Annotated in this window: 12 protein-coding genes; 4 read left to right on the forward strand and 8 right to left on the reverse strand. The window is 67.1% G+C overall.

Annotated elements, in window-relative coordinates; genetic code table 11:
• Window positions 1–30 precede the first annotated feature (30 nt).
• The 5 genes from ACXAID_RS07255 to ACXAID_RS07275 form a co-directional block, all read right to left on the reverse strand.
• The gene (locus ACXAID_RS07255) at window positions 31–822 is read right to left on the reverse strand and encodes an ABC transporter permease (RefSeq protein WP_475021518.1); all 792 of its coding nucleotides are present in this window, start codon (window positions 820–822) and stop codon (window positions 31–33) included.
• Complete coding sequence (locus ACXAID_RS07260) at window positions 819–1,574, reverse strand: ABC transporter permease (protein WP_475021519.1); 756 nt, start codon at window positions 1,572–1,574, stop codon at window positions 819–821. The genes ACXAID_RS07255 and ACXAID_RS07260 overlap by 4 nt, the downstream gene beginning before the upstream one ends.
• Complete coding sequence (locus ACXAID_RS07265) at window positions 1,571–2,551, reverse strand: ATP-binding cassette domain-containing protein (protein WP_475021520.1); 981 nt, start codon at window positions 2,549–2,551, stop codon at window positions 1,571–1,573. Before ACXAID_RS07265 ends, ACXAID_RS07260 begins: the two co-directional genes overlap by 4 nt.
• 149 nt (window positions 2,552–2,700) lie before the next feature.
• On the reverse strand, window positions 2,701–3,981 hold the full coding sequence (locus ACXAID_RS07270) for a glycosyltransferase (protein ID WP_475021521.1): 1,281 nt from the start codon (window positions 3,979–3,981) through the stop codon (window positions 2,701–2,703).
• Window positions 3,982–4,159: 178 nt separating this feature from the next.
• Window positions 4,160–5,146, reverse strand: a complete 987-nt coding sequence (locus tag ACXAID_RS07275) for a sulfotransferase family protein (protein ID WP_475021522.1) — start codon at window positions 5,144–5,146, stop codon at window positions 4,160–4,162.
• A gap of 383 nt (window positions 5,147–5,529) precedes the next feature.
• On the opposite strand from ACXAID_RS07275, the gene ACXAID_RS07280 reads away from it, so the two are divergent.
• Window positions 5,530–6,810: a wax ester/triacylglycerol synthase domain-containing protein gene (locus ACXAID_RS07280; protein ID WP_475021523.1), complete on the forward strand. Its 1,281-nt coding sequence runs from the start codon at window positions 5,530–5,532 to the stop codon at window positions 6,808–6,810.
• 34 nt (window positions 6,811–6,844) lie between these two features.
• On the opposite strand, the gene ACXAID_RS07285 is transcribed toward ACXAID_RS07280, so the two are convergent.
• Window positions 6,845–8,248, reverse strand: coding sequence for an MFS transporter (locus ACXAID_RS07285; protein ID WP_475021531.1), 1,404 nt, complete (start codon window positions 8,246–8,248; stop codon window positions 6,845–6,847).
• A gap of 983 nt (window positions 8,249–9,231) precedes the next feature.
• On the opposite strand from ACXAID_RS07285, the gene ACXAID_RS07290 reads away from it, so the two are divergent.
• The 3 genes from ACXAID_RS07290 (at window position 9,232) to ACXAID_RS07300 (ending at window position 15,555) form a co-directional block, all read left to right on the forward strand.
• Window positions 9,232–9,651 (forward strand): MmpS family transport accessory protein, encoded by a 420-nt coding sequence (locus ACXAID_RS07290; protein WP_475021532.1) that lies wholly within the window; start codon window positions 9,232–9,234, stop codon window positions 9,649–9,651.
• The gene (locus ACXAID_RS07295; protein WP_475021524.1) at window positions 9,648–12,521 is read left to right on the forward strand and encodes an MMPL/RND family transporter; all 2,874 of its coding nucleotides are present in this window, start codon (window positions 9,648–9,650) and stop codon (window positions 12,519–12,521) included. Before ACXAID_RS07290 ends, ACXAID_RS07295 begins: the two co-directional genes overlap by 4 nt.
• Window positions 12,522–12,642: 121 nt before the next feature.
• Window positions 12,643–15,555 (forward strand): MMPL/RND family transporter, encoded by a 2,913-nt coding sequence (locus tag ACXAID_RS07300; RefSeq protein ID WP_475021525.1) that lies wholly within the window; start codon window positions 12,643–12,645, stop codon window positions 15,553–15,555.
• Between the two features lie 72 nt (window positions 15,556–15,627).
• Here the strand turns inward: ACXAID_RS07300 and ACXAID_RS07305 are convergent, their stop codons facing one another.
• Both ACXAID_RS07305 and ACXAID_RS07310 read right to left on the reverse strand, forming a co-directional pair.
• Window positions 15,628–22,131 (reverse strand): beta-ketoacyl synthase N-terminal-like domain-containing protein, encoded by a 6,504-nt coding sequence (locus tag ACXAID_RS07305; protein ID WP_475021526.1) that lies wholly within the window; start codon window positions 22,129–22,131, stop codon window positions 15,628–15,630.
• Window positions 22,128–23,571, reverse strand: a 1,444-nt coding sequence (locus tag ACXAID_RS07310; protein WP_475021527.1) for an SDR family NAD(P)-dependent oxidoreductase, incomplete at its 5' end; no start/stop codon positions are given. The genes ACXAID_RS07310 and ACXAID_RS07305, both read right to left, overlap by 4 nt.

Here is a 23,571-nt window from a genome sequence, read left to right on the forward strand (position 1 = left end):
CCTCTCGGAGCGCCGCGGGCGCCTGGGGTTTCAGCTACCTGACTCTGCCGCTTTGCGGTAGCCGAGGATGGCCAGCGGAACGATGACTGCGGCCAGAGCGAGCGCCCAGATCGATGTCAGCAGCAGCGGCCACAACGCGGGGTCCCCGAGGGCGAGTGCCCGCATGGATTCGATCGTCGGTGACATGGGCTGGAAGCGGATCAACGGCTGCATCCAGGTGGGCAGCATTTCCACGGGCGGGGTACCGGAGCTCGCGAACACCGCGCCGATGGCCGGCACCCCGAGCCACATGATCGCCGCACTGTTCGTCGTACGGACCGCGATCGCCACCAGCGCCGTCGCGAAGACGACTGCGACCATGACAGGGACCAACAGGAACGGGATGAGAGCCAGCCAGCTTCCCTGGAAGCGCAGTCCGAGCCCGATACCGACCGCGGTGATGATGGCCGAGGCCACGAATGTACGAGCGGCCTCGGCGAGCAGCCTGCCGGTCAGGGCGCTGGCCCGGTTGACGGGCAACACCCACATCCGGGTGAGCAGGCCGAAATCGCGTTCGACTCGAATGTTGAGGCTGGCGGCCAGCGCCCCGAACATCGCACCGGCGACGGCGCATGTCGGAACCAATCCGTACAGGCTGTCTGTGCCGGTGACCTTCATCGCGGACTCGCCCACCAGCAGGTAGTAGGTGAGCAGCAAAAAGGTTGGAAACAAAAGAGCTTGGATCGGCACCAGCGGCTCGCGGCGCCAATGGGTCAGAAGCCGGCCGGCGAACAGCAGGCTCTCGCCGGCCAGCGAACTACGCAGTTCGGTGTTCACGCTCATTGCGACCGCCTCTGCATCCGCATCGCAATGGCGCCGAACACGAGCAGGAGCCCCAGACACCAGGCCAAGCTGATCGTCAGATTGCTGATCACGACATCGCCGGTAGCGAATCCGCGCAGGGTTTCGGTCAACTGGGATACGGGCTGGTAGCGCACGAACGGTTGCAGCCAGTCGGGGAACGACTCGACCGGGGCCATCCCCGTGGACAGCATGATCAGGAGCAACTGGGGAATCAGGAGCAACTGACTCGATGCGCCGCTTCTGCCGATCTGGGAGTCCGCGATACCGGCCCCCGTTGCGTCGGCACCCAGCGACAGCGCCAGGGTGAACACCAGGACCAGAGCGGCGAAAGCCACTGCGTAGCCGATCCCGCCGAATATCCGGAAGCCGAACACGTACCCGACCGCGATGGCGGTGAGCAGGGCGATGGCCCCGCGGAACAGGCAGTACAGCATGCGGGCCATCAGTGGCACGACCGAGGGGATGGGCAGGGTGCGCAGCCGGACTCCGAAGCCGGACTGTTGATCCACGACCGCGCGGTCCACGGTTGTCAGCGCGCCGAGGAAGACCACCTGGATGACGATGACGGGTAGCAGGTATTGCGCGTAACTCGTCTCACCCGTATCGATCACATTGCGCAGCGCGAAATGGAAGACGACGAAGAAGCCGGTGGGGGCCAGAATCGCGAACGGCAGATCGTCGCGAATCTGACTGAGCACCATCCGCTCGGTCAGCGCCGCAAGCGCGGTCACGTCACAACGCTTGTAGTGAGGTGCAGGAACGCTTCGTCCAGAGAGGGTTTGCGCAGCGAGATGTCGGCCAGCTCGACTCCGAGCTGGTCGACCCTGCGGAAGACCTCACTGAATGTCGCGACGCCGTTGGGTGCCAGCACCGACACCGTGCTCGCGTCGTAGTCGGCTTCGGCGCCCTCCAGATCAGCGACTGCCTGGAAGATTCTGGACAGGTCGGCCGGGTCCACCGGGCTCACCGTGCAGTAGCTGTATCCGACCCGGTGCTTGAGGTCCTCGGCGGTCCCGCGGGCGATGACGCGACCCTGATCGATGACGACGATCGAATCGCTGAGCACATCGGCTTCTTCGAGGTACTGCGTCGTGAGCAGGACCGTGACTCCCTGAACCGACAGCGACGACACCAGGTCCCAGACCGCGCGTCGGCTGCGGGGATCCAGCCCGGTCGTCGGCTCGTCGAGGAACAGCACCTTCGGGAGAACGACAAGAGCAGCTGCGATGTCGATCCGGCGCTGCATGCCGACCGAGTAGTTGACCACTCGCCTGTCAGCGGCGTGCGACATCTCGAACTGTTCGATCAGGGCATCGGCGCGCAGCTGCGCGTGTTTGCGCCGCATCCCCCGCAGCCGGCCGAACAGCACCAGGTTCTCCCTGCCGGTCAGCTGCCAGTCGAGCGCGGCGAGCTGGCCGGTGGTACCAATGCTGGCGCGCACCTGGCCGGGGTTCTGGCAAACATCATGACCGGCCACAACAGCTTGGCCAGAAGTCGGCCGCAGCAACGTGGACAAGATCTTTATGGTGGTGGTCTTGCCCGCACCGTTATGACCGAGAAGCGCGCAGACCGACCCGGCAGGGACCGAGAAGCTCACGTCCTGCAATGCGTGCACTGTCCCGCCGAACGTTTTGGCGACGCCGTCTAGCTCGATCACGAGTGCAGATGATACTGGGGGGCAGGGGTGTCGAACCTGAGATTGGCGCACCTCGGTAGCAGTAGGCGGGCCAGGAGGCCGCGATCGACCGGTTCGTGCCCGGATGTGCGCAGGGTGCCCGATCGGTGCCCATCGATGTTCACCGCCGCGCGGTCCGCAAGAGATCGGAGTCGCCCACCCGGGCGCCCGGCGTTCGCTGGTTACCCGTCACTGCGCACGCGGGCGAAGTCCTCGGCAAGATCGGCGGCCGCCGAAACGCTGTCGGCGGGTCTGCTCATCAGCGCCCCGATCTCGCGGGCTCTGGTCAGGTACCGCGGATTCAGGATGGTGCGCAGGTCGGCGACCAGCGATTCCTCGGTCGCCGACGAGAAGCGCCGCGCGGTGCCCACCTTCAACCGCTTGATCGCCGCTCCCCAGACCACCTGGACATCAGCCATCCACAGGATCAACGTCGGGACTCCGGCGCGCAGGCTCGCGGCCGTCGTACCGGCGCCCCCGTGGTGTACCACCGCCCGGCAGAGCGGGAAGACCGCTGCGTAGTTCACCGCGTCGACCACCTTGACGTGGTCGAATGCTCGTGCCTCGCTGAAGTCGGTCCAGCCCGCGCACACCAGGGCCCGCTCGCCCAACCGGGCGCAGGCCGCGGAGATCATCGCGATCATCTCCGCCGGCGACTCGACCGGAATGCTGCCGAACCCGAAGCAGATCGGCGGCGTCCCGGAGGCGATCCACGACGCCACATCAGCGTCGGCCGCCGTCGACGACTCCAGTGTCAACGTGCCCACGAACGGCCTGTTGACCGTCGGTGACCCGGATCCATTCGCCCATTCAGCAGCCAAGCCCGGGAAGCAGATCTCCTCGTAGGCCTGAATCTCCAGGGAGCCACGTTCGGCGATCCGGCGCGGCGCCGGGGCCGTTGCCCGCTCGAGGCCCAGGTGCCGGCGCTGCGCATCCTCGACCTTCCTCACCCCTCGCCACACCAGCCACTCGTACCCCCTCATCAGCGAGCGGGTCACCGGTGCCGGCAGGGCGGGCATGAGCCGACCGTTGACGCGGATCGGAAACCACAACACCGTCGCCAACGGGATATCGCGATACTCCGCGACATTGGCGGCGAGCTCCTGGTAGCTGACGCCGGTCACCAGCAGGTCCGCGTCCTCCGTCAGCGACGTGAGCATCGCGCTCATGTCCGCCCAGCACCGCGTCCCGGGCTCCCGGGATTCGCGCAGAAACCGCAACACATCCCGAACCCGCCAGAAGTTGCGGAAGAAATACGCCCAGAAGTCCCGGGTCTCCTCCAGCCATGCCTTCGTGTCCGGGCCGTAGGCGACCGCCGGCAGGCCGACCGCCTCAACCGAACCGATGAGGTCAGGCGGGACGGCCATGCACACGTCGTGCCCTCTGTGCAGGAGTTCACGCCCGAGTGCGATGCCCGGCTCGACATCGCCGCGAGTTCCGTAGAAAGCCAGCACAATCTTCACAGCGTGGTTCCGGCCCTTCACTGCCCGTCCGTGTTTCGCACAATGACCGTGCGGTCTGGGAGCCTAACCCGGCCCCGACCAGGCAACGCAGCGAAACCGACGTTTCGGCTCGCTCGGCCGGATTCGCGCGCACTCGCCGCGAATTTGCCTGGCGGGCCTACTGCTCGACTGGATCAGCTTAGGACCAGGTCCCTTTGCGGCCGTGAACCAGCGCCAGTGCGCCGAGAGCCAGTCGCACCATCCACGGAAACATGATCCGGTTCAGTTTGCGGTAGCGCCGGGAATCCTCCAGCGCCGTCCGAAAGCCGGCCTCACTCATCCGGTAGGCCTCCGAAACACGGTCCAGAGCATCCTGATCAAAGGGATCGTCTCGAGCGGCCGCACTGAGTGCCCGGTAGACGCTGGACATCCAGTCGGCTCCGAAGGTCTCTGTCACCGGTCCGCGGTGGGTGTGGTGCCTCAGATCCGCAGAGAGGAACTCGTCTATCGCATCTGCTGCCCGCTGCGGGTCCAGATCGATCTCGAGGCCCGTCGAAATCCGCTTGACCTCCCGGCGCCAGTCCTCCAGAAGGTTCGAATATTCAACGAACACCCGGGGCACGTCGCGGGTGTCTCGTTCGGCGAGCAGGGTGTACTTGAGCCACCAGGCGCTACCGAGTTCCGGTGAGGAACCGACGTAATTCTGACGGCGGGCGCGCTTTTCGATCGACGCGATGGCTTCCGTCGGGTGACGTACCGCAACCACGGCCGCGACATCGAATCCGGACAGCCGCGCCGCCTCGAACCACAAACCGATCAGGGCCGTGATCTTCGGTTCCTTGATGACGACCACCGGTGCCGCCGGCACCGTGGCGAAGAACGTTCTGACCTTGGCCAACCAGCGGGCTTTCGTTTCAGCGTCGGGCGCCGAGCCCTCGGAATCGTGCAGTGAGAGGTCGTAGGCCGAGCTTCCCTGATTCCGCAGGATCTCTTCGTTGAGCTGCACCGCCATTCGCGGTTCCCAGTAGCCACGCGGGTTGTCCTTGGTGGCGCCCAACAGCCTTGGCGGGAGCGCGGCGCCACACAGTGACAGCACCCGCGCCAGTGCCGATGTTCCGGAGCGGCCGAAACCCAGCACGAACAGAGCTACCGGGCGGGCTGCCGTAGTGCTTCGGCTCGGGTCCACAGCGACAGGATAGAGATGCGGTAATCGATTCGGGGAGCTTTGGGCTGCCCATCCACTCCGGCCGACGGCTACCGCGCTCCGGATTGCGTTTTCTGCCGAGTCGCGCCATCGCGTCGTCTACTCTGGCCGTGTCAATCGGTTCGGCCCCGGCCAAGGACCATGCCCGTGCTGCGGCGTCGCCCCGCGACCGGGTGGATGCCTCAGCAGGCTTCGCGGGCGAATCCTGCGTCATCGGAGGCAAATCAGTGGCAGTCCGGATACGCCCCGTGCGTGCTTCTTCCAGCGCTCCCGCATCCACAGCAGAACTGCGACCGGATAATCGGCTCGCGTTCCTGGACCAGGCTTTCTACGCCGGCCACCGCGCGGCGGGGCAGAAGGAAGTCATGCAGGTCGTGTGGGTCTACGAGCGAGCGATCGACCTCGACGCACTGAAGCGGTTCCACCAGAATCTCGCGCAGGGAATGATGGGGCGGCGTATCGAACGTTCAAAGCTGCCGTTCGGGCGGGACCGGTGGGTCTGCGATGGCAGGCCGTCGGAACTCGATATCGCTGAGCACGCCCGCCCGCGTTCCGAATTCGGTGACTGGCTCGACGAACGCGCGCGGATGCCGCTCGACCCGGAAACGGGTCCCGCCTGGCGTCTGAGCGTCCTGCCGTTCACCGACGGCACATATGCGATCACCCTGGTGATGTCGCACTACGTGATCGACGGTGTGGGTGGGGTGGTCGCGGTCGCGCTCGCGGTGATGGGCGATACGAGTGGTCAGGGCTACCCACCGCCACACGCGCGGCCGCTGCTCCAAGGGCTGATCCAGGACGCCGGTGACGCGGCGCGGGATCTACCGGCGACGGTCAGCGCGCTCCGTGCGGCGGTCGCGCCCATCAAGGAGGCCGGACTGCGGCGCCGGGACACCGCCCGCCAGAGCAGTGCGTCGCACCCGGGGGCCGGGCAGGCCGGTGGGCCTGACGACCTCGTCACCATGCCCGGGATCTGGATTCGTACCAACATGGACGAGTGGGAGGCCCGCGCGGCGGCTCTCGGCGGTACGGGCAGCACGTTGGCGGCGGCCCTGACCGCGAAACTCGGGGAACGCATGGGGCGCGGGCAGGACGACGGCGCGGTCAAGATGGTTCTCGTCGTCAACGACCGGTCCGAGGGCGACACCCGGGCAGTTGCGGTGTCCTTTGCCCACTTCAGGATCGACCCGTCACAGGTGACGACCGATCTGCGCAGTGCCCGTGCCGCTATCAAACAGGCGCTCAAGGATCTCCGCGAAGCCACCGACGAGTCGGCGAGGCTCGCTCCCCTGACTCCGTTCACTCCGAAGCGGGCGTGGAAGCACATGGTCGATTCCGCGATCGACGACCCCGACCAGCCGGTCGTGTGCTCGAGCCTGGGTGAGGTCGGTCCGGTGGTGATCCGCCCGGACGGCACCCCGTGCGACTACGCGTTTCTGCGCGGTGTGGACCAGCTGCTGACCCGCCGGCGGCTCGACAGGATGGGAAGCCAGTTGCAGCTGTTCTACGGCTGCGGTGCAGAGGCCAACAAGGTCGGCATTCACATCTGTGGCTACCGCCCCGGATTCGTCACCACCAAACAGGACCTGCGCGACCTTGCCGAGCGCACGCTGGCTGAATTCGGTCTGACCGGCGAATTCGACTGACTCCCCGGCGGGGCCCGCTGTCCCCGCCGGGGAGCTACGGATCGTCCAGTTCGATGGACTCCTTGACCTTCTGTGCGTGTGCAACCTGTTGCGCGCTGTAACCGATGAACAACGCGGCCACGCCCAGCAGGATCACCGCCGCCGCCAGCCACTGCAACCCGTAGATGTAGCCCTGGTCCAGCGCGTGAAGCTGATCGGCGTTCATGGCTGTCGACGGTCCGTCCACCCCGCCCAGCTGCAGGGTGCGCGAGGTGATGGCGACTTGAACGACCACCAGCACCAGCGGTCCGCCGAGGCTCTGCAGCATGACCGCAACCGCCGAGGTGGGCCCGATCCTGTCGGTGCCGACGCTGGCGAGCAGTCCCAGCCCGAGCGGGACACTGATCAACCCCAGTCCGAACGCACCGACGGAGATGGGCAGCACCAGATTCGGGAAGTACGGGACACCGGGTTCGAGCATCGAGGCGCCCGAGACGATGGCGCCGAGCACCACAGCAGTCGCGGCGATGACCACCACGCGCGGGGAGAACAGCGTCGCCAGCCGCGACGCCGTGCCCACCCCGACAGCCATCGCGACGGTGAACGGGATGAAACCGATCCCGGCGGCCATCGGGCTGTAGCCCATGATGTTCTGCACATACACCGCGATCAGGACGGTGAGGGTGAAACCCACGCCACGGACCAGGAACATCGCCGCGAAGGTCGCCAGTCGGTCACGGTCGGCGAACAGGCTGAACGGCAGGATGGGATTGGCTGCGGTCCGTTCCACCACCGTGAACGCGACGAATGCGGCCAGCGCCACCGACCCCGAACCGATCGTGACGGCCGACAGCCAGCCGCTCACCGGGCCCATCGACAGCCCGAACACCGTTGCGGTACATGTCAGTGTCGCCAGCACGGCGCCGACGGTGTCGAGTTTCATCGGCTGCCGTCGCGTCTCCTTGAGCATCGTGCGGGCCAGGACGAAGACCAGCAGCCCGATCGGCACGTTCACCAGGAACGCGAGCCGCCACGACACCTCGGTGAGGACGCCTCCGACCACCAGACCCAACACAGCGCCGACACTGGCCGTGGCCCCGAGAACCGCGACGGCGACATTGCGCGCCGGTCCCTTCGGAAAAGTGGTTGCCACCAGTGCCATACAGGTCGGCGCGACGATCGCGGCAGCAGCACCGTGCAGCAACCGGGCAGCGATGAGGACTGCGCCGTCCCATGCGAATCCACACAGGACCGAGGCGACGGTGAACAGTGCGACCCCGGTGAGGAAGGTTCGCCTGCGGCCGAGCGTGTCGCCCAGCCGGCCGCCCAGCAGGATCAGTCCGCCAAAGGTCAGCAGGTACGCGGTGATCACCCAGCTGCGGGCGGCGTCGGACAGGTTCAGTTCGCTCTGGATCTCGGCAAGAGCGAATACGGCCACGGGGCCGTCCATCGACGCCATCAGTTGGATCCCGCCGATCGCCGCCACCGGGCCCAGGAACTGACGGGAACGCAGCCGCGCCGACACCCCGGAGTGAGTTTGCTGAACGGCCGACGACTCGGCCGGCGTCGAGTTGGGGCCGCTCATCGCGCGCGATCCTCATCCAGTGGGGGCCCGGATCTGCGCCGGTACCGACGCAGTAGCGCACGATGCTAGCAGCATCCAGGTGCCGCGCGGACCCCGTTCGGCTCTCCGCATCGACACCGAAGCGGCTGCCCCGGTGCCGTTCCGGTGAACCGGGTTGACCAGCCCGAATCTCGGCTGGGGAGCGATAAGCAAGATGACCTTCCCGCATTGCCAACGCTGCACCTGCCGGCGCGCTACCCGGTCCGGCGGGGTGCGCTCCGGGCCGTCCCGGGGCGGTGTCCGGCCCGGTGGGCGCGGGTCGAACTGGGCTGGGTCCCTCCCGCAAAACACCAGCTAGATGGGGGATCCATCGGTAGCTGCGGGCGTCGCCGGGTTCGCCGAGGGCGGCGGGCGGGCGCATTGTGTCGCCGGCGCCCGCTGAGATCTGCCTATGCGTTTGCGAAAAACGCTCCTACCGCGACCACGGGCGTGGTTGACTCTGGCGTCAACAAAGGTCGGGCTCTGCGGGTTGGTGCTTCTTGACAGTGACCACCGAACGGATAGCGTGTGACGCCATCCGCATCCGGTGTAACGCGGGGTGTCGCGGCCGATTGTTCTCGGGTGCAAGTCCGATCGACTGGCCTGATGCCAGATGCGGAAACCGGTGGAAAGGTGGAAAGGTGGGTCCGGTGGTCGACGGCAGTTTGCCCGACCTTGACGCTGAACAGTCCGATGTCGGCAACGAAGGCCACCAGGACGCCGGTAGACAGTCCGGTGGCCGCGGTCGGCTGGGGCGCCGGAAGCCGGCTGCTCCCTCGACGCAATCCGGCACCCGCAAGCGCCGGCGCAATCCGGGTGTCGCGGTTCTCCGGTTCCTCATGCGGCTGTGGATTCCGCTGGTGATTCTGGCCGTCCTCGGCGCCGGAGCGTTGACGGTGTCGCGACTGCACGGGGTGTTCGGCTCGGACGACTCGATTTCCTATGGCGACACCAGGAACGAGCCGGTCGAACCGGTCGACCCCAAGATCCTGAGATACGAGATCTTCGGGCCGCCAGGAACGGTGGCCCAGATCAGCTACTTCGACGAGAACGGGGATCCGGAGTTCCTCGAAGGGGTACCGCTGCCGTGGTCGCTGGAATTCCCCATCACCACGGCCGCCAGCATCGGCAGCATCGCGGCGCAGGGTGACAGCGGCAGCCTCGGCTGCCGCATCCTGGTCGACGGCGTGCTCAAGGACGAGAAGATCGAGACGCACGAAGCCAGCACCTTCACGTCCTGCGTGCTGAAGGCCGCATGAGCAACCATCAGTTGCAGAGCACTCGACCGCTGGTGGCGAAGACGATCCACCGGTTCTCACCGCTGATCATCCTCGGGTGGCTGGCGATCGCGGTTGCCCTGACCACCGGCCTGCCGTCACTCGAGCAGGTCGCCCAGCAGCATTCGGTACCCCTCAATCCCACCGACGCACCGTCCTTCCAAGCCTCCGAGCGCCTGAGCGACGCCTTCGACACACCGGAATCCAGCGGGATCGTGATGATCGTCCTCGAGGGCCAGGAACCCCTCGGTGAGGACGCGCGGCAGTACTACGACAGCCTGATTCGCCAACTGGACGACGATCCCGAACACGTGCAGTCAGTCCAGGACTTCTGGGGTGACGAACTCACCAGGGGCGCGGCGGAGAGCGCCGACGGCAAGGCCGCATACGTGCAAGTCGGGCTCGCCGGCGGTCCGGAGCAGGCTGTCGCCGCCGTGGCCGCGGTGCGCGGCATCGTCGCCCAGACACCTGCCCCGCCAGGGGTGCAGGCCTTCGTCACCGGTCCCTCGGCGATCGCGGCCGATGTCGGCGAGAGCGGCAACCGGACCGTCATCCTGATCACCGTCGTCAGCATCGCCGTGATCTTCGTGATGCTGCTGCTGGTGTACCGGTCGGTGATCAGCGTGATGCTGCTGCTGGCGTCGGTCGGCATACTGCTGCTGACCGCCCGAGGGGTCGTCGCACTCCTCGGCCAGACCGAGGTGATCGGCCTCACCACGTTCGCGGTGAATCTGCTGGTGGCGCTGTGCATCGCGGCCGGAACCGACTACGGGATCTTCTTCGTCGGCCGCTACCAGGAAGCGCGTCAAGCCGGCGAGGACAGGGTCACGGCCTTCTACACCACCTACCGGGGAACCGCGAAAGTCGTACTGGCGTCGGGCCTGACCACTGCCGGAGCGCTGTACTGCCTGAGCTTCACCCGGCTGCCCTTCTTCACCGCCCTGGCCCTCCCCTGTGCCGTCGGGGTGTTGGTCTCGCTGTCGGTCGCGCTCACGATGTTCCCGGCTGTCCTCGCGCTCGGAAGTCGTTTCGGGCTGTTCGACCCCAAGCGGGACCTGCGGGTGCGCGGGTGGCGCCGGGTGGGTACGGCGGTGGTGCGCTGGCCCGCGCCGATACTGGTGGCGACGATGGCGGTCACCCTGCTGGGGTTGTTGACGCTGTCGGGGTTCAAGCCCAGCTACAACGACCAGAAGTTCCTTCCCGACGACATTCCGGCCAGCGAGGGCATGGCCGCCGCCGCGCGGCATTTCCCGCAGTCAGCGATGATGACGCCCGAGATCCTTTTGATCGAGACCGACCGCGACCTGAGGAATCCAGCCGATTTCCTGGTCCTGAACAAACTCGCCAAGGGCGTTCTCGCGGTTCCGGGTATCTCCAGCGTGCAGGCCGTGACGCGGCCCGAGGGCAAACCGATCGACCACGCGACCATCCCCTACATGCTCAGCACGCAGCAGGCCGGCCAGCAGCAGTTCATGCAGTTCCAGCAGCTGCGGATGGACGATCTTCTCGAACAGGCCAACATGCTGACCGAGATGATCGCGATCATGCAGACCATGTACGACCTGATGAAGGAGATGGTCGCCACGACGCACTCCATGGTCGCCACCACGCATGAAATGGCAGACACCACAGCGCAGTTGCGTGACAACGTGGCCAACTTCGAGGACTTCTGGCGACCGATCCGCAACTACTTCTACTGGGAACCGCACTGCTACAACATTCCGATCTGCTGGTCGCTGCGAAGCATTTTCGACGTGCTGGACGGTGTCGATCAGCTGACCGAGAAGCTCGATCAGTTGGTGGTGAACCTCGATCAGCTCGATGCGCTGCTGCCGCAGATCCTGATCCAGTTCCCGGAGATGATCGCGATCATGCAGAGCATGCGCACCATGATGCTCACGATGCACAGCACCATGTCCGGGGTCTTCGGCCAGATGGACACCGCCAACGACAACCCGACTGCCATGGGCAAGGCCTTCGACGCCGCCCAGAACGACGATTCGTTCTGGATACCGCCGGACGTCTTCGAGAACGAAGACTTCAAACGCGTCATGGACATCTTCTTGTCACCGGACGGGACTGCCGCCCGGATGCTCATCATGCAGAAGGGCGACCCGGCGTCGCGGGACGGCATCCAAATGGTCGACGCCATCACCACCGCGGCCGAGGAAGCGCTCAAGGGCACACCGCTCGAGGGTTCGTCGATCTATCTCACCGGCACCGCCGCGATGACCAAGGACATGATCATCGGATCCGAGTACGACCTGCTGATCGCGGTGGTCGCGGCGATCTGTCTGATCTTCAGCGTCATGCTGATCATGACCCGCAGTCTGGTCGCCGCCATCGTGATCGTCGGCACTGTGCTGGTGTCACTGGGCGCGGCCTTCGGCGTCTCCGTCCTGGTTTGGCAGTACCTGCTGGGCGTCCAGATCCACTGGGCCGTGCTCGTCATGGCGGTGATCACCATTCTCGCGGTGGGCACGGACTACAACCTGCTGCTGGTGTCCCGAATCAAGGACGAGCTGGGGGCCGGCATCAACACGGCCATCATCCGGGCCATGGGCGGCACCGGCAAGGTGGTCACGACCGCAGGTCTGGTGTTCGCCGCGACCATGGGCTCGATGGTGGTCAGCGATCTGCGCAGCATCGGTCAGGTGGGCACCACGATCGCGCTGGGGTTGCTGTTCGACACCCTCGTCGTGCGCGCGCTCATGGTGCCGTCGATCGCCGCGCTGTTGGGGCGGTGGTTCTGGTGGCCGACCCAGGTCCGGCCCCGCCCGGCCAGTGCCCTGCTCCGCCCCACCGGACCGCGTCCGCTGGTGCGCGCATTGCTGCAGAGCCAGCAGCAGTAGGCGGCGGATCCATCAGAACGGCGCGGACATTCGTGGGAAGCAGCATCATCGTGGCACAGCGCGGTAGCGGCCGGAGCAGCCGTCGCGTCGGCGCCCGCACCGGCGGCGCGGTGGCTGCCACATGAAGCCGGCAAGCACGCCCCGCCCCTTCATCGCGCGCACGATCCGCCGGTTCTCGATCGTCATCGTGCTGGCCTGGGCGGCGCTGGCGCTGTTGGTGACGTTCGCGGTCCCCTCGCTCGAACAGGTCGGCCGGGAACAGTCTGTGCCGATGAGCCCCCAGGACGCGCCGTCCGTGCAGGCCATGACACGCATGGGCGAGGTGTTCGGCGAATCCGATTCGGACAGCCTGGCGATGATCGTGCTCGAGGGGCAACAACCGCTCGCCGACAACGCTCGCGCCTACTACGACGAACTGGTCCGGGCGTTGCGCGACGACCCGCAGCATGTCGCGCACGTGCAGGACCTGTGGGGGGATCGGCTCACCGCGGCGGGCGCGCAGAGCCCCGACGGCTACGCCGTGTATGTGCAGTTGAACCTGGTCGGCGACCAGGGTTCGTCGCTTGCACAGCAATCGGTGGATGCGGTGCGCGACATCGTCGACCGAATGCCTGCCCCTCCCGGCGTGGAGGTCTACGTCACCGGCGGTGCCCCGCTGCTCGCGGACATGACCCACAGCGGGGAGCGGTCCATACTGAAGATGACGCTGATCGGCGCACTGATCATCTTCACGGTGTTGATGATCGTCTACCGGTCGCTGCTTACCGTCGTGGCGCTGTTGATCACGGTCGGTATCGAAGTCTTCACGGCCCGCGGCATCGTCGCGTTCCTCGGCGACAACGACTTCTTTCTGCTGTCGACGTTCGCCATCAACCTGCTGGTCGCGCTCGCTATGGCGGCCGGCACCGACTACGGGATCTTCTTCTTCGGTCGGTACCAGGAGGCACGTCAGTCCGGTGCGGACCGGGAAACGGCCTTCTACACCACCTACCGCGGGGTGGCCCCGGTCGTCGTGGGCTCCGGTCTGACGATCACCGGTGCATTGCTGTGCCTGAGTTTCACCCGGATGCCGATCTTCCAGACCATCGGGCTGCCGTGTGCCATCGGCATGCTCGTGGCGATGGGAGTGGCGCTCACGCTGGTTCCGGCCGTTCTGACCATCGGTGGCCGCTTCGGGTTGTTCGACCCCACCCGGGTGATCGGGGTCCGTCGCTGGCGCCGGATAGGCACCGCGATCGTGCGCTGGCCCGGTCCCATCTTCGTCGCGACGCTGGCGGTCACCCTCGTCGGGCTGGTTGCGCTCCCCGGATACCAGACGAGTTACGACGACCGCCGCTACATCCCCGACGATGTTCCGGCGAACGTCGGTTACGACGCCGCGGATCGGCATTTCTCGCAGGCCCGGATGATGCCCGACATCTTGATGATCGAGTCCGACCACGACATGCGGAATCCGGCGGACTTCATCGTCCTGCACAAACTGGCGAAAGCCATCTTCCGGGTCCAGGGGATCTCCCGGGTCCAGGGCATCACCAGACCCGAGGGAACACCGATCGAACGCACCTCCATCCCGTTCCTGATCAGCATGCAGAACGCGAGTCAGCAGCAAATGATGGAGTTCATGCAGGACCGGGTCGACGACATGCTCGACCAGACGGAGATGCTGGAGAGGCAGATCCAGATCACCGAGCACATGTACGACATCCAGCGGCAGATCACCGACGTCACGCTGAACTCCATTGCGCTGACCAAGGACCTGAGAGTCGTGATGGAGGATCTGCGGGACAACGTCGCCAACTTCGACGACTTCTTCCGGCCGATACGCAACTACCTGTACTGGGAGCCGCACTGCTACAACATTCCGATCTGCTGGTCACTGCGGAATGTCTTCGATGCGCTCGACGGCATCGACCAACTCGCCGAGAAGGTTCAGATACTCGAAGTGGACCTGGACAAGCTGGCCGTGGTGCTGCCCAAGTTGCTCGAGCAGATGCCCCGGTTGATCGCGATCATGAAGACGATGCGCGACATGCTGCTGACGATGCACAGCACAATGTCCGGATCCTTCTCCACGCTCGAAGATTCGAACCAGGACGCGATGGCGATGGGGCAGGCCTACGACGCCGCCAACAACGACGACACCTTCTACCTGCCGCCGGAAGTCTTCGAGAACCCGGACTTCCAGCGGGCGATGAGCTCGTTCCTGTCCCCGGACGGAAAAGCCGCGCGATTCATCATCTCCCACAAGGGCAACCCGGGCACGCCTGAGGGCATCGAGAGTATCGACCGGATCAAGTCGGCGGCCGAGGAGGCGCTCAAGACGACGCCGCTGCGTGACGCCAGGATCTACATGGCCGGCACCGCGTCGACGTTCCAGGACTTCAGCGAAGGCTCCAAATACGATCTGCTGATCGCTGCTGTGAGCGCACTCTGCCTGATCCTGGTGATCATCCTCATCATCACCCGAAGCCTGGTGGCCTCCATGGTGATCGTCGGTACCGTTGCCCTTTCCCTGGGCTCGTCTTTCGGGCTCTCGGTGCTGATCTGGCAGTATATCTTCGGCATCCAGCTGCACTGGATGGTACTTCCGATGGCCGTCATCGTTTTGCTGGGCGTGGGCTCCGACTACAACCTGCTGCTGGTCTCCCGGATGAAGGAGGAGGTCGGCGCCGGGATCAACACCGGCATCATCCGGGCGATGGGCGGGACGGGCAAGGTCGTGACGAATGCCGGCCTGGTGTTCGCCTTCACGATGGCCGCGATGGTGTTCAGTGACCTGCAGGTCATCGGGCAGGTGGGCACCACCATCGGCATCGGTCTGCTGATCGACACGTTGGTCGTGCGGTCGTTCCTGACTCCGTCGATCGCCGCGCTGATCGGGCGGTGGTTCTGGTGGCCGCTGATCGTGCGTCCCCGCCCGGCCAGCACAATGCTCCGGCCGGCCGGACCACGAACGGCGGTGCGCGCGCTGCTGCTTCCCGGGGACGAGCGGGACGGCGCCGCACCCGGACCGGCCAGGCCGACCGACTACTAGGAACCCGGCGGCCAGGAATCCGGCGAAGCCGAACTCGCATAGCCTATTCGGCGCGGTCGGCGGTCTCGACTGCTAGAACCGGCCGATGACGCGCACACCCATCGCGCTCGTCTCGTAGATGCACAGATTGTCGACCCAGAACCTGCCGTTGAACACGACCAGGGCACCGCGCTGCTCGGGCGTCACCGAGACGACCTCGATCTCGGATCGGGTGCGCTTGTTGGTCGGGATCACCTGGCCGCGGAACTTCCAGCTGAACATCTGATTCAGGGCGACCGGCTCGAACTCGTAGTCATCGCCGGCGGGGACGTGACCGGCCAGCCGGGCCAGCGCGCGAGCCGCCTGCTGCATGGCCTCGAGTCCCAGCGAACCGGGCTGCACTGGATCCTGGAAGAAGTGAGCCTTGAAGAACCACGCCTCGGGGGTGACGTCGTACTCCGCGACGAGCCGGCCCAGACCGGCTTCTCCCCCACCCGGCCAGAAGTTGACCCGGTCGAGCACTTGGAGGCGACCCTGGTCCAGCCACGGTGCGCCGTCGAGTTCCTCGGCGCGGTAGGACAGCGCGACCGGAGCCGGCTCGGACAGTGCTTCCAGTGCAGCGGGGTCGGTTCGAAGCCCGACCTGATTCTTCAGCGCGTCGGGACTGAAGAAGCCGAACGCCGTCTTCATCGTCATGACGATCTCGTCCTGCTGGGTACACACGACATCGAAGAACACGATGGTCGAACCGGCACCGTCGGCGAACCGTTCGAGGGTCGAGGTAACCCGCAGCGTGCCGACCCGTGCCGGGCGACGCTGCACGACCTCGCCACCGTCGAGATTGCGGAAGACCACGTCATCGGGACGGTTGGCGGCGAATCCGTTGTACGAAGACAGCCAGCCGCACGGCTGAAGCAGGATTTCGATCAGCACCGGCATCGGGACCGCGTCGACGTGGGCATCCGCGAAATACCATTCGCCGGCCGGAACGTCGTACTCCGCGACGACGGTGCCGCCCTTGGTCGGCACCCCCGGCGGGCTGGACACACTGAGCACCCGTGACATGAAGTGGTACGGCTCGTCGGGCAGCCGGGGCGCCCGGCGGGTACCGTCGAACGGAGCGTACAAGGCGCCGAACGCATCCGACGGCATGCCCCGACCGCAGGCCAACAGCGCGCCCTGATCGCCGCGAACGTCCTTTGTGTTCTCCAGGATTCGAACCGGACCGGGCGCCACCGGCATCGGCCAGTCCGGAACGAGACGCATCCCGAATCGGCGGCAGTGGAAGACTTTGAAGCCGTCACTACGACACAGCAACGCGGCGTACACCGTCGGTGTCGGGCCGTCGACGATCTCTTCGATGAAGACCTCGTAGTCGAGGTTGTGGTCCCAGTCGGGGATCACCTGTCCGCGGCAGACGAATCGCGCCATCTCGTCCGGGACCGGTTCGAACCGCCAGCCGTCGCGTTCGATGGTGAATCCGTAGGCGGCCATGGCGAACGACAGCGCCTGGGTGGCCGCGTCGGCCATCAGCGTGCCGGGCATACAGGGGTCGTTCTTGAAGTGTCCGTCGTAGAACCACGCATCGGTCGGCACCGCCGCCGTCGCACGCAGATAGCCCCGGCCCCACGGCCCGCCCTCGGGGTCGAACTCGGCGACCTCGTCGAGCAGCCGCAGGCGCCCGCCGGGAGTCGCGGGTGTACGGGTGTGCGCTGCGGCCCGCTCGAAACCTGGCCCGAAACAGGTGAACGCGTGTCCGCGGATGTAGGCGTCGAGGTCGTCACGGTCGAAGGACCGCTTGGTCGTCACGCAGGGCGGAGCATCACGGCGGGCGCCGTCGCGCGGGGCGTCCGACGTCGCATCCCACAGCACTCCGTCGGACTCGGCGAGCTCGTCGTCGGAGAAGAAACCCGCCTGCCCATTGCGCACCGAGATCATCAACCGATCACCGATGTAGCAGTCGTAATGGAAGAAGAACAGCCGGGTTTCACCCGTCTTCGCGTGGCCGTCGATGTGGATCTCGTAGCGCAGGGTGTCGCCGCCCTGCGGGAGTTCGCCCATGAACGTCAGGTCGCAACCCAGCAGGCGGTAGACGCGCTCGCTGCGGTTGGTGAAGTCGGCGCCGAGCCACGACGCGAGCAGCAGGTCGGCCTGGCCGGACTCGATCACCACCCCGGGCGACATCCGGCCGTTGTGCATGTACCAGGCGTCGGCGACGACATCGGTCTCGGTGATGATCCGGCCCGTCCCCATCGACCCGGGCTCGCCGTCGATGCTCATCACCCGGTCGGCGAACAGCAACGGGGGCTCAGGCATCCGAACCAACCGCGGGTATTGGTCCAGCTCGGCGAAAAGGGGTCCGAAGACCTCGGAAATATTTCCGCCGGCAAGGATTTCCAGCTGCGCGCGGTCGTACAGCGGCTCGTCGGGTCGCGGCGCGGCCGGGCCCGGCCTCTCCCGCGGAGTCGTCGGGGGTTGCACAGGCACCTGTGTGGGCCGGTCGATCGCCGGCGCGGACGTGCCCGTCTCCGCCGGCGGTGCACCGGTCGTCGCCGGGGCTGCCGGCCTCGGTGGCTCCGCCGGGACGGGCACGGGGGCCACCGGTGCCGCCGCGGTGGCGCTCGGGGCGGGGGGTGGAGCCGGCGAATGCCGGCCGGTGGCCAGGGCCAGCAGGTCACCGCGCATCTTCAGAAACGATGCGTGCGCCTGCGCCTGCCGCTCGACGAAAACGGACTGGGCCTCACCCACCGAGGCGATCAGGCTCAGCGCTGCGGCCGTCCTGCCACTCACCTGCTCGGGGGTACCCGAATCGTGGCCGACCGAGCTCGTCACCGTCGCGGTCCGAGCCGGAACGAGTTCGACCTCAGAGAAGTTCAACGGCGCGGGGCGTGCGGGTGCCGGCGGCATCATTTGAATACTTGCCGGGTCCAATGCGGGCATCGATGTCTTCCCATCCTCGGGCGTGTCGGGGGCCGGCTCCTCGGGCGCCGACACGACATCGGGCCAGTGAGCGGGCAGCGTGATCGTGCGTGATTTCTCCGACCGCGCCGAACCGGATCGCTCGCGGAGCAGCCGCATACGGGCATCGACGGCGTCGACGTCCACCGGCAGTCCATGCACCCACAGTTTGTTCACCGATTCCGAGAGAGCGCGAAGGCCGCGGCGTTCCTGTGCGTCCAGCGCCACGACCAGATGCGGGCGATCACCGAGGATCTTCGGGATGGCACCGCTGAGAATGCCGCGAGGCCCGTGTTCGACGAAGACGCGCACTCCGTCCTCCCAGGCTTGCAGCACGGTCGCGGGAAAGTCGATCGGCTCGACAGCCTGCTGGGTGATCGCTTCGGCGGCAGCTTCCCTGGTAGGTGTGTAGGCCCGGTTGCCCGCGTTGGTGTAGAACCGCACCCCCGGTGCCTCGTGGGTGGTGCGGGTGTGAATACGGCGCCACGTGTCGGCGAACGGTGCCATGGCGCTGCAGTGGATGACCATGTCCAAGCCGAGTGGCATCGCACCGGCGCCGTCGATCGAATCGATCACGCGTCGGCACGCGGCGGGTTCGCCGCCGATCACACAGTCGTCGGGTGCCTGGACGATGGTCATGTAGGCCCGGGGTTCGGCGGCCAGCGCCGTCTCGATCGCGGCCCTCGGCGCGGTGATTCGCCAGCACTCCCACGGCGCCGGCTGATCTCCCAGGCCCCAATCAGCTGCCGCGACACGACAGCTGCCGGTGAGCTGGTCACCGTACATGCCCGAGGCCTCGATCTCGTCGAGCATCGGTTCGAGATCGCGCCAGACTCCGAAAGCCAACATGGAGTTCGTCTCACCCGAGGACAGGCCGATCGCTGCGCCGGGTGTCAGGCCGAGAACCGTGCGGGAGAACTCCGCGTGCGCCTGACAGACCAGTGCGCATCCGGTGAGCTGGGCGCGCGGGTCCAGCGCGGTGATGCCGTCGCCGTACATCGCCCGCGCCAGGTCGCCGACACCGGACAGGCGTGCGGCCAGCGCGTCGCCGAGCTCCGGCCACGCCAGCAGCAGATCTCGGCCGGCGCCCGGGTAGGCAGCGGCCGCGCCGGTGAACATGAACGCCAGTTCACCGGCTATCGGCGTCTCGGCGAATGCGATGCCCGGGCCGGCGGGTGCCTGGCCCGCTGCCAGCCGGTCCCGGGCCGAACGCCTCAGCTTGTCCAGCGTGGATGCGGCGTCGGCGACCAATGAGCACCGCACCGGCCCGTCACCGCCCGGGTCCTGGCGTGTCATTCGGTCCAGCAAGTCTGCTCTGCTCGCAGCCGCATAGCGTTCCGTGACGGGAACCACGCCGAGGGCCAAGGGTTCGGGCGCTGCGTCCGCCGTCACGGTCACGGCGTCGGTGCGACCGCCGAGGGAGTCCAGCCGGACCGAGCAGCGCCGGCGTCCGGGCGCCGGTTGGGCCCCGCCCCGGTCGACCCGCACCCGCGAACGCAGCGCCGCCACGACGGCTGCCACCTCGGTGGCAGCGCTGGCGGCGTGCGTACGTCCGAATCGGTGCACAGCGAAGTTCTCGTTCACGTCATCGGCGTCCGCCGGGCCGGCGGCGGTGTCGAGGACGGCGAGGATCTCGTCGCCGGCGGCCTCGGCATCGGCGCGCCGCTTGAGGACGAAGGCCACCGCCGCGTCACCGTGCGGCGCTTCGGTATCGGTTGCCAGTGCGTTCGAAGCCTGCTCGTGTGCCGGCTCGCAGCACATGTCCACGGCACCGGCGACCACGGTGTCGAGCTCGCCACTGCGGAGCGCGCGCACGCCGATCTGCAACGCGGTGATGCCGGAGAGTTCCTCGCTGGAGACGGTGAAGCCGAATCCCCGGAAGTTGCGTTGTGCGTGGATGCGGTTGGCCGGGATGTTGGGCATGGTTCCGACGACGCCGTCGGCGGTGAGCTGTGGTGCCGCCTCGGCGTTGGCGGCCAGCCAGGTGTCATCGTCGGCGTGCAGCACCCGCAGCCGCTGCCGTGCGATGGTGGCGTCACAACCCATGCCGACCAGAACCCCCGTGCGGTCGGGGTCGGTGCTGACCTGCTCGAGCGCCTGTGCCGCGGCCGCCAGCATCGCGGTTTGCTGACTGAGGCTGGCCTTGAGTTCGCTCGGCGGGAACCCGAGCCCGGCGAGCTCGAGCTCGACGGCATCGAGCGGGGTGGGCTGCGCCGGGCGGTCCAACACCCGGCGACGGAACAGTTCTGCGTCCTGCGCGTCGCCGGTGACGACACCGATCCCGCAGATCACGACCTCGCCCACCGGCGGTGCCGGGCGACGGATGGGGCGGCGGGAGGGAACGTGGGTCTCGACGATCAGGTGTGCATTGTTTCCGCCGAACCCGAAGTTGCTGACCGCCGCCCGCTTGATCGTCCCCTCCCACGACGAAGCGGTGGTGGTCAAGGTGAAGGGGGTGTCGTTCAGCGCCGGGGCCGGTTTGTCGCACAGCACAGGCGGAATCGTCGACGCCTGCATGGCCGAGAGCACGTTCACCAGGCTCGCCGCCCCTGAGACGGTGATCGTGTGGCCCAGATTTCCCTTGAGTGCCCCCAGTTTCAGCGGCACCTCACCGTAGGCGGCGAGGACGCTCTCGAGCTCGATGGCATCGCCCAGGACGGTTCCGGTGGCATGGCAGTCGACGTAGTCGATGTCGGCCGGCGTGAGCCCGGCCTGGTCCAGCGCCGCAGCCATGGCCTGCTTCTGCCCGGAGACCGCCGGGGCGAGAAAGCCGCTCTGACGACCGTCGTTGGAGAGTCCGATCCCGGTGATCACACCCAGGATCCGGTCACCGCAACGTTCGGCGTCCTCGAGTCGCTTCAACGCGACCAGCGCCGCGCCCGCCGCAGGAACCAGTCCGTCGGCATCGGCGTGAAACGGTCGGGACCGCCCCGACGGGCTGAGTGCCTGCAGGGACGTGAAACCCAGGTGCAGGAACAGGTCGTCGGCGCCGTTGACACCGCCGGCGAGCATCACCTCCGCGGTCCCGTCGTGCAGGGCGTCGCAGGCGAGCTTGATCGCGTAGAGCGACGACGCACAGGCCGCGTCGAGGGCGAACACCGGTCCGGTCATCTGCATGGCTTCGGCGACCAGCTGCACCGGAAGCCCCGAGGAGAACCGGTTACGCGGGTCCACCGGGTCTGTGGCGTCTCTGCCGGCGCCGTCACGGCTCTGGTTCCAGAAGCCCTCCACGAAAGCGGTGTTCAGCGTGCTGGGATAGGACAGGTTCCCGACGATGAGTCCTGTCCCCGGCGCCACGGGTGAACCGGACAGCGCCCGGTGCGCGCATCGGGTGAGCCAGTGCGCGATCGGGTCGAGCCGCTCGAAACCGGCTATGCGCGAGGCGATTCCCGCAAGCTCGGGCGCGGACGACATGTCCGGGGTGGGCTCGATGTAGCCGCCGGTGGCCGACGCCACCCGCAGCCCGGGCTGTCGGCTGCTGTGCAGCGTCCCCGGATCCACTCCGCGCCAGGCATCACGTGGGGTGGGAGTGAGCAGGCAGCGTCCACCCTTGGTTGCCTCGAACAGTTCCGCCGGGCTGGTTGCACCAGGCAGGATGCAACTTCTCCCGACGATCGCGACGGGCTCGAAATCGCTCACGCCGAGGTATCCGCCCCTGCGCCTGCGACATAGAACTCCACGCCGGCGAGCTCGGCGACCGGTGTGCCGTCGGCGGTCTCGATCACGATGTCGAAGTCGACCTGCTTGTCGCTGACGGGGTGTGCGGCAATGCGACAGCACATGGTGCCGCCGTCACCGGGGGCGCGGTGGAACACCGCACGCCCGACCCGCACGGGCAGCACCAGCGGGTGCCCCTGCGCGCTGGCCCACAGGATCCCCAGCTGCAGGCCGCCGTCCACCATCGCGGGGTCGATGGTCCAGTTGCCATCCGGCCACCCCAGCTCGCGCAGACCTTTGACGCTGGCTGTGCCGCCGGTGGATCCGACGACATCGAGGTGCTCGATCGACGCGAACTGCGGTCCGTGGAACAACGGGCCCGCGTATGCGTCGCCGACACTCATCGGCCAGGGCGAGCCAGAGATCTCGGGCACTCCCGGGGCCGGATCGGCGGCGGTGCCCTCACCGGTGTCCACGACGGCCCGGTAGCGCTTGCGGCCCTCGCAGTCGAGGACGGTGACGATGTAGGACGATCCCGACGGCTCGAAGTCGAGCGTGAGATCCTGATGCTCACAGGCGGCGAACGTGACCCCGGACAGCACCTGGAAGTCCCGCACGATCGGGCGTGCGTCCGCCACCAGGCCGCGCGCCGCGCGCAGCATCGCATCGAGGACGATGACCACGGGGATGACGACCCGGCCCCGAACCTGATGGTCGGCGAGCATCGGCAGTATCTCGGTCGACACGTCCCATTCCAGCCGGGCCGCCTGCAGACGCGCCTCGGCGGGCGCCGCGACGACGACCGCGGTGGCCGTGGAGCGGCGCAACGCGTTCTCGGCGAAGAACTGTGCCCCTTCGTCGATCGGGATGACACCCACGCCGGCTTCGAGGAAGCGGCTCTTGAGCGTCGCGTCGACCATCCCGCCGTCCCACGGTCCCCAGCCGAATGCGCGGACCACGCAATCGCCGCCCCGCCGCTGGGCTTCGCGCGCCGCGATCGCCTCGAGGGCGGCGTTGGCGGCTGCGTACGCGCACTGCCCGGGATTCCCGGCTCGCGCGGCGATGGAGGAGAACAGCGAGATGAATCGCAGATCATCGGGGGCCGTGGCGTCCAGCAGCGCCTCCGCGCCGACGACTTTGGTCCTGAACACCTTGAGGAACTGATCGTCGTCGAGATCCTCCAGACGCCTGTCGGCCAGGACACCGGCACCGTGCACGACACCGGCGATGGGTCCGAACGTCTGCCGAACCTCGTCGAGAACGCGTCGCAACTCTGCGGTGTCGTTGATGTCGGTCGCGAAGTACCTCGCGGCGGTGCCCTGCTGTTCGGCGGCGGACAGGGTGGCGCGAACCTCCCGCTCGGCCATCAGCTTCTCGGCCTGCGCCCGGGCCTGGGGCAGGCCGATCTGCTCGCCGCGGGCC

It is taken from the genome of Mycobacterium sp. ABE4_509, assembly GCF_056160785.1.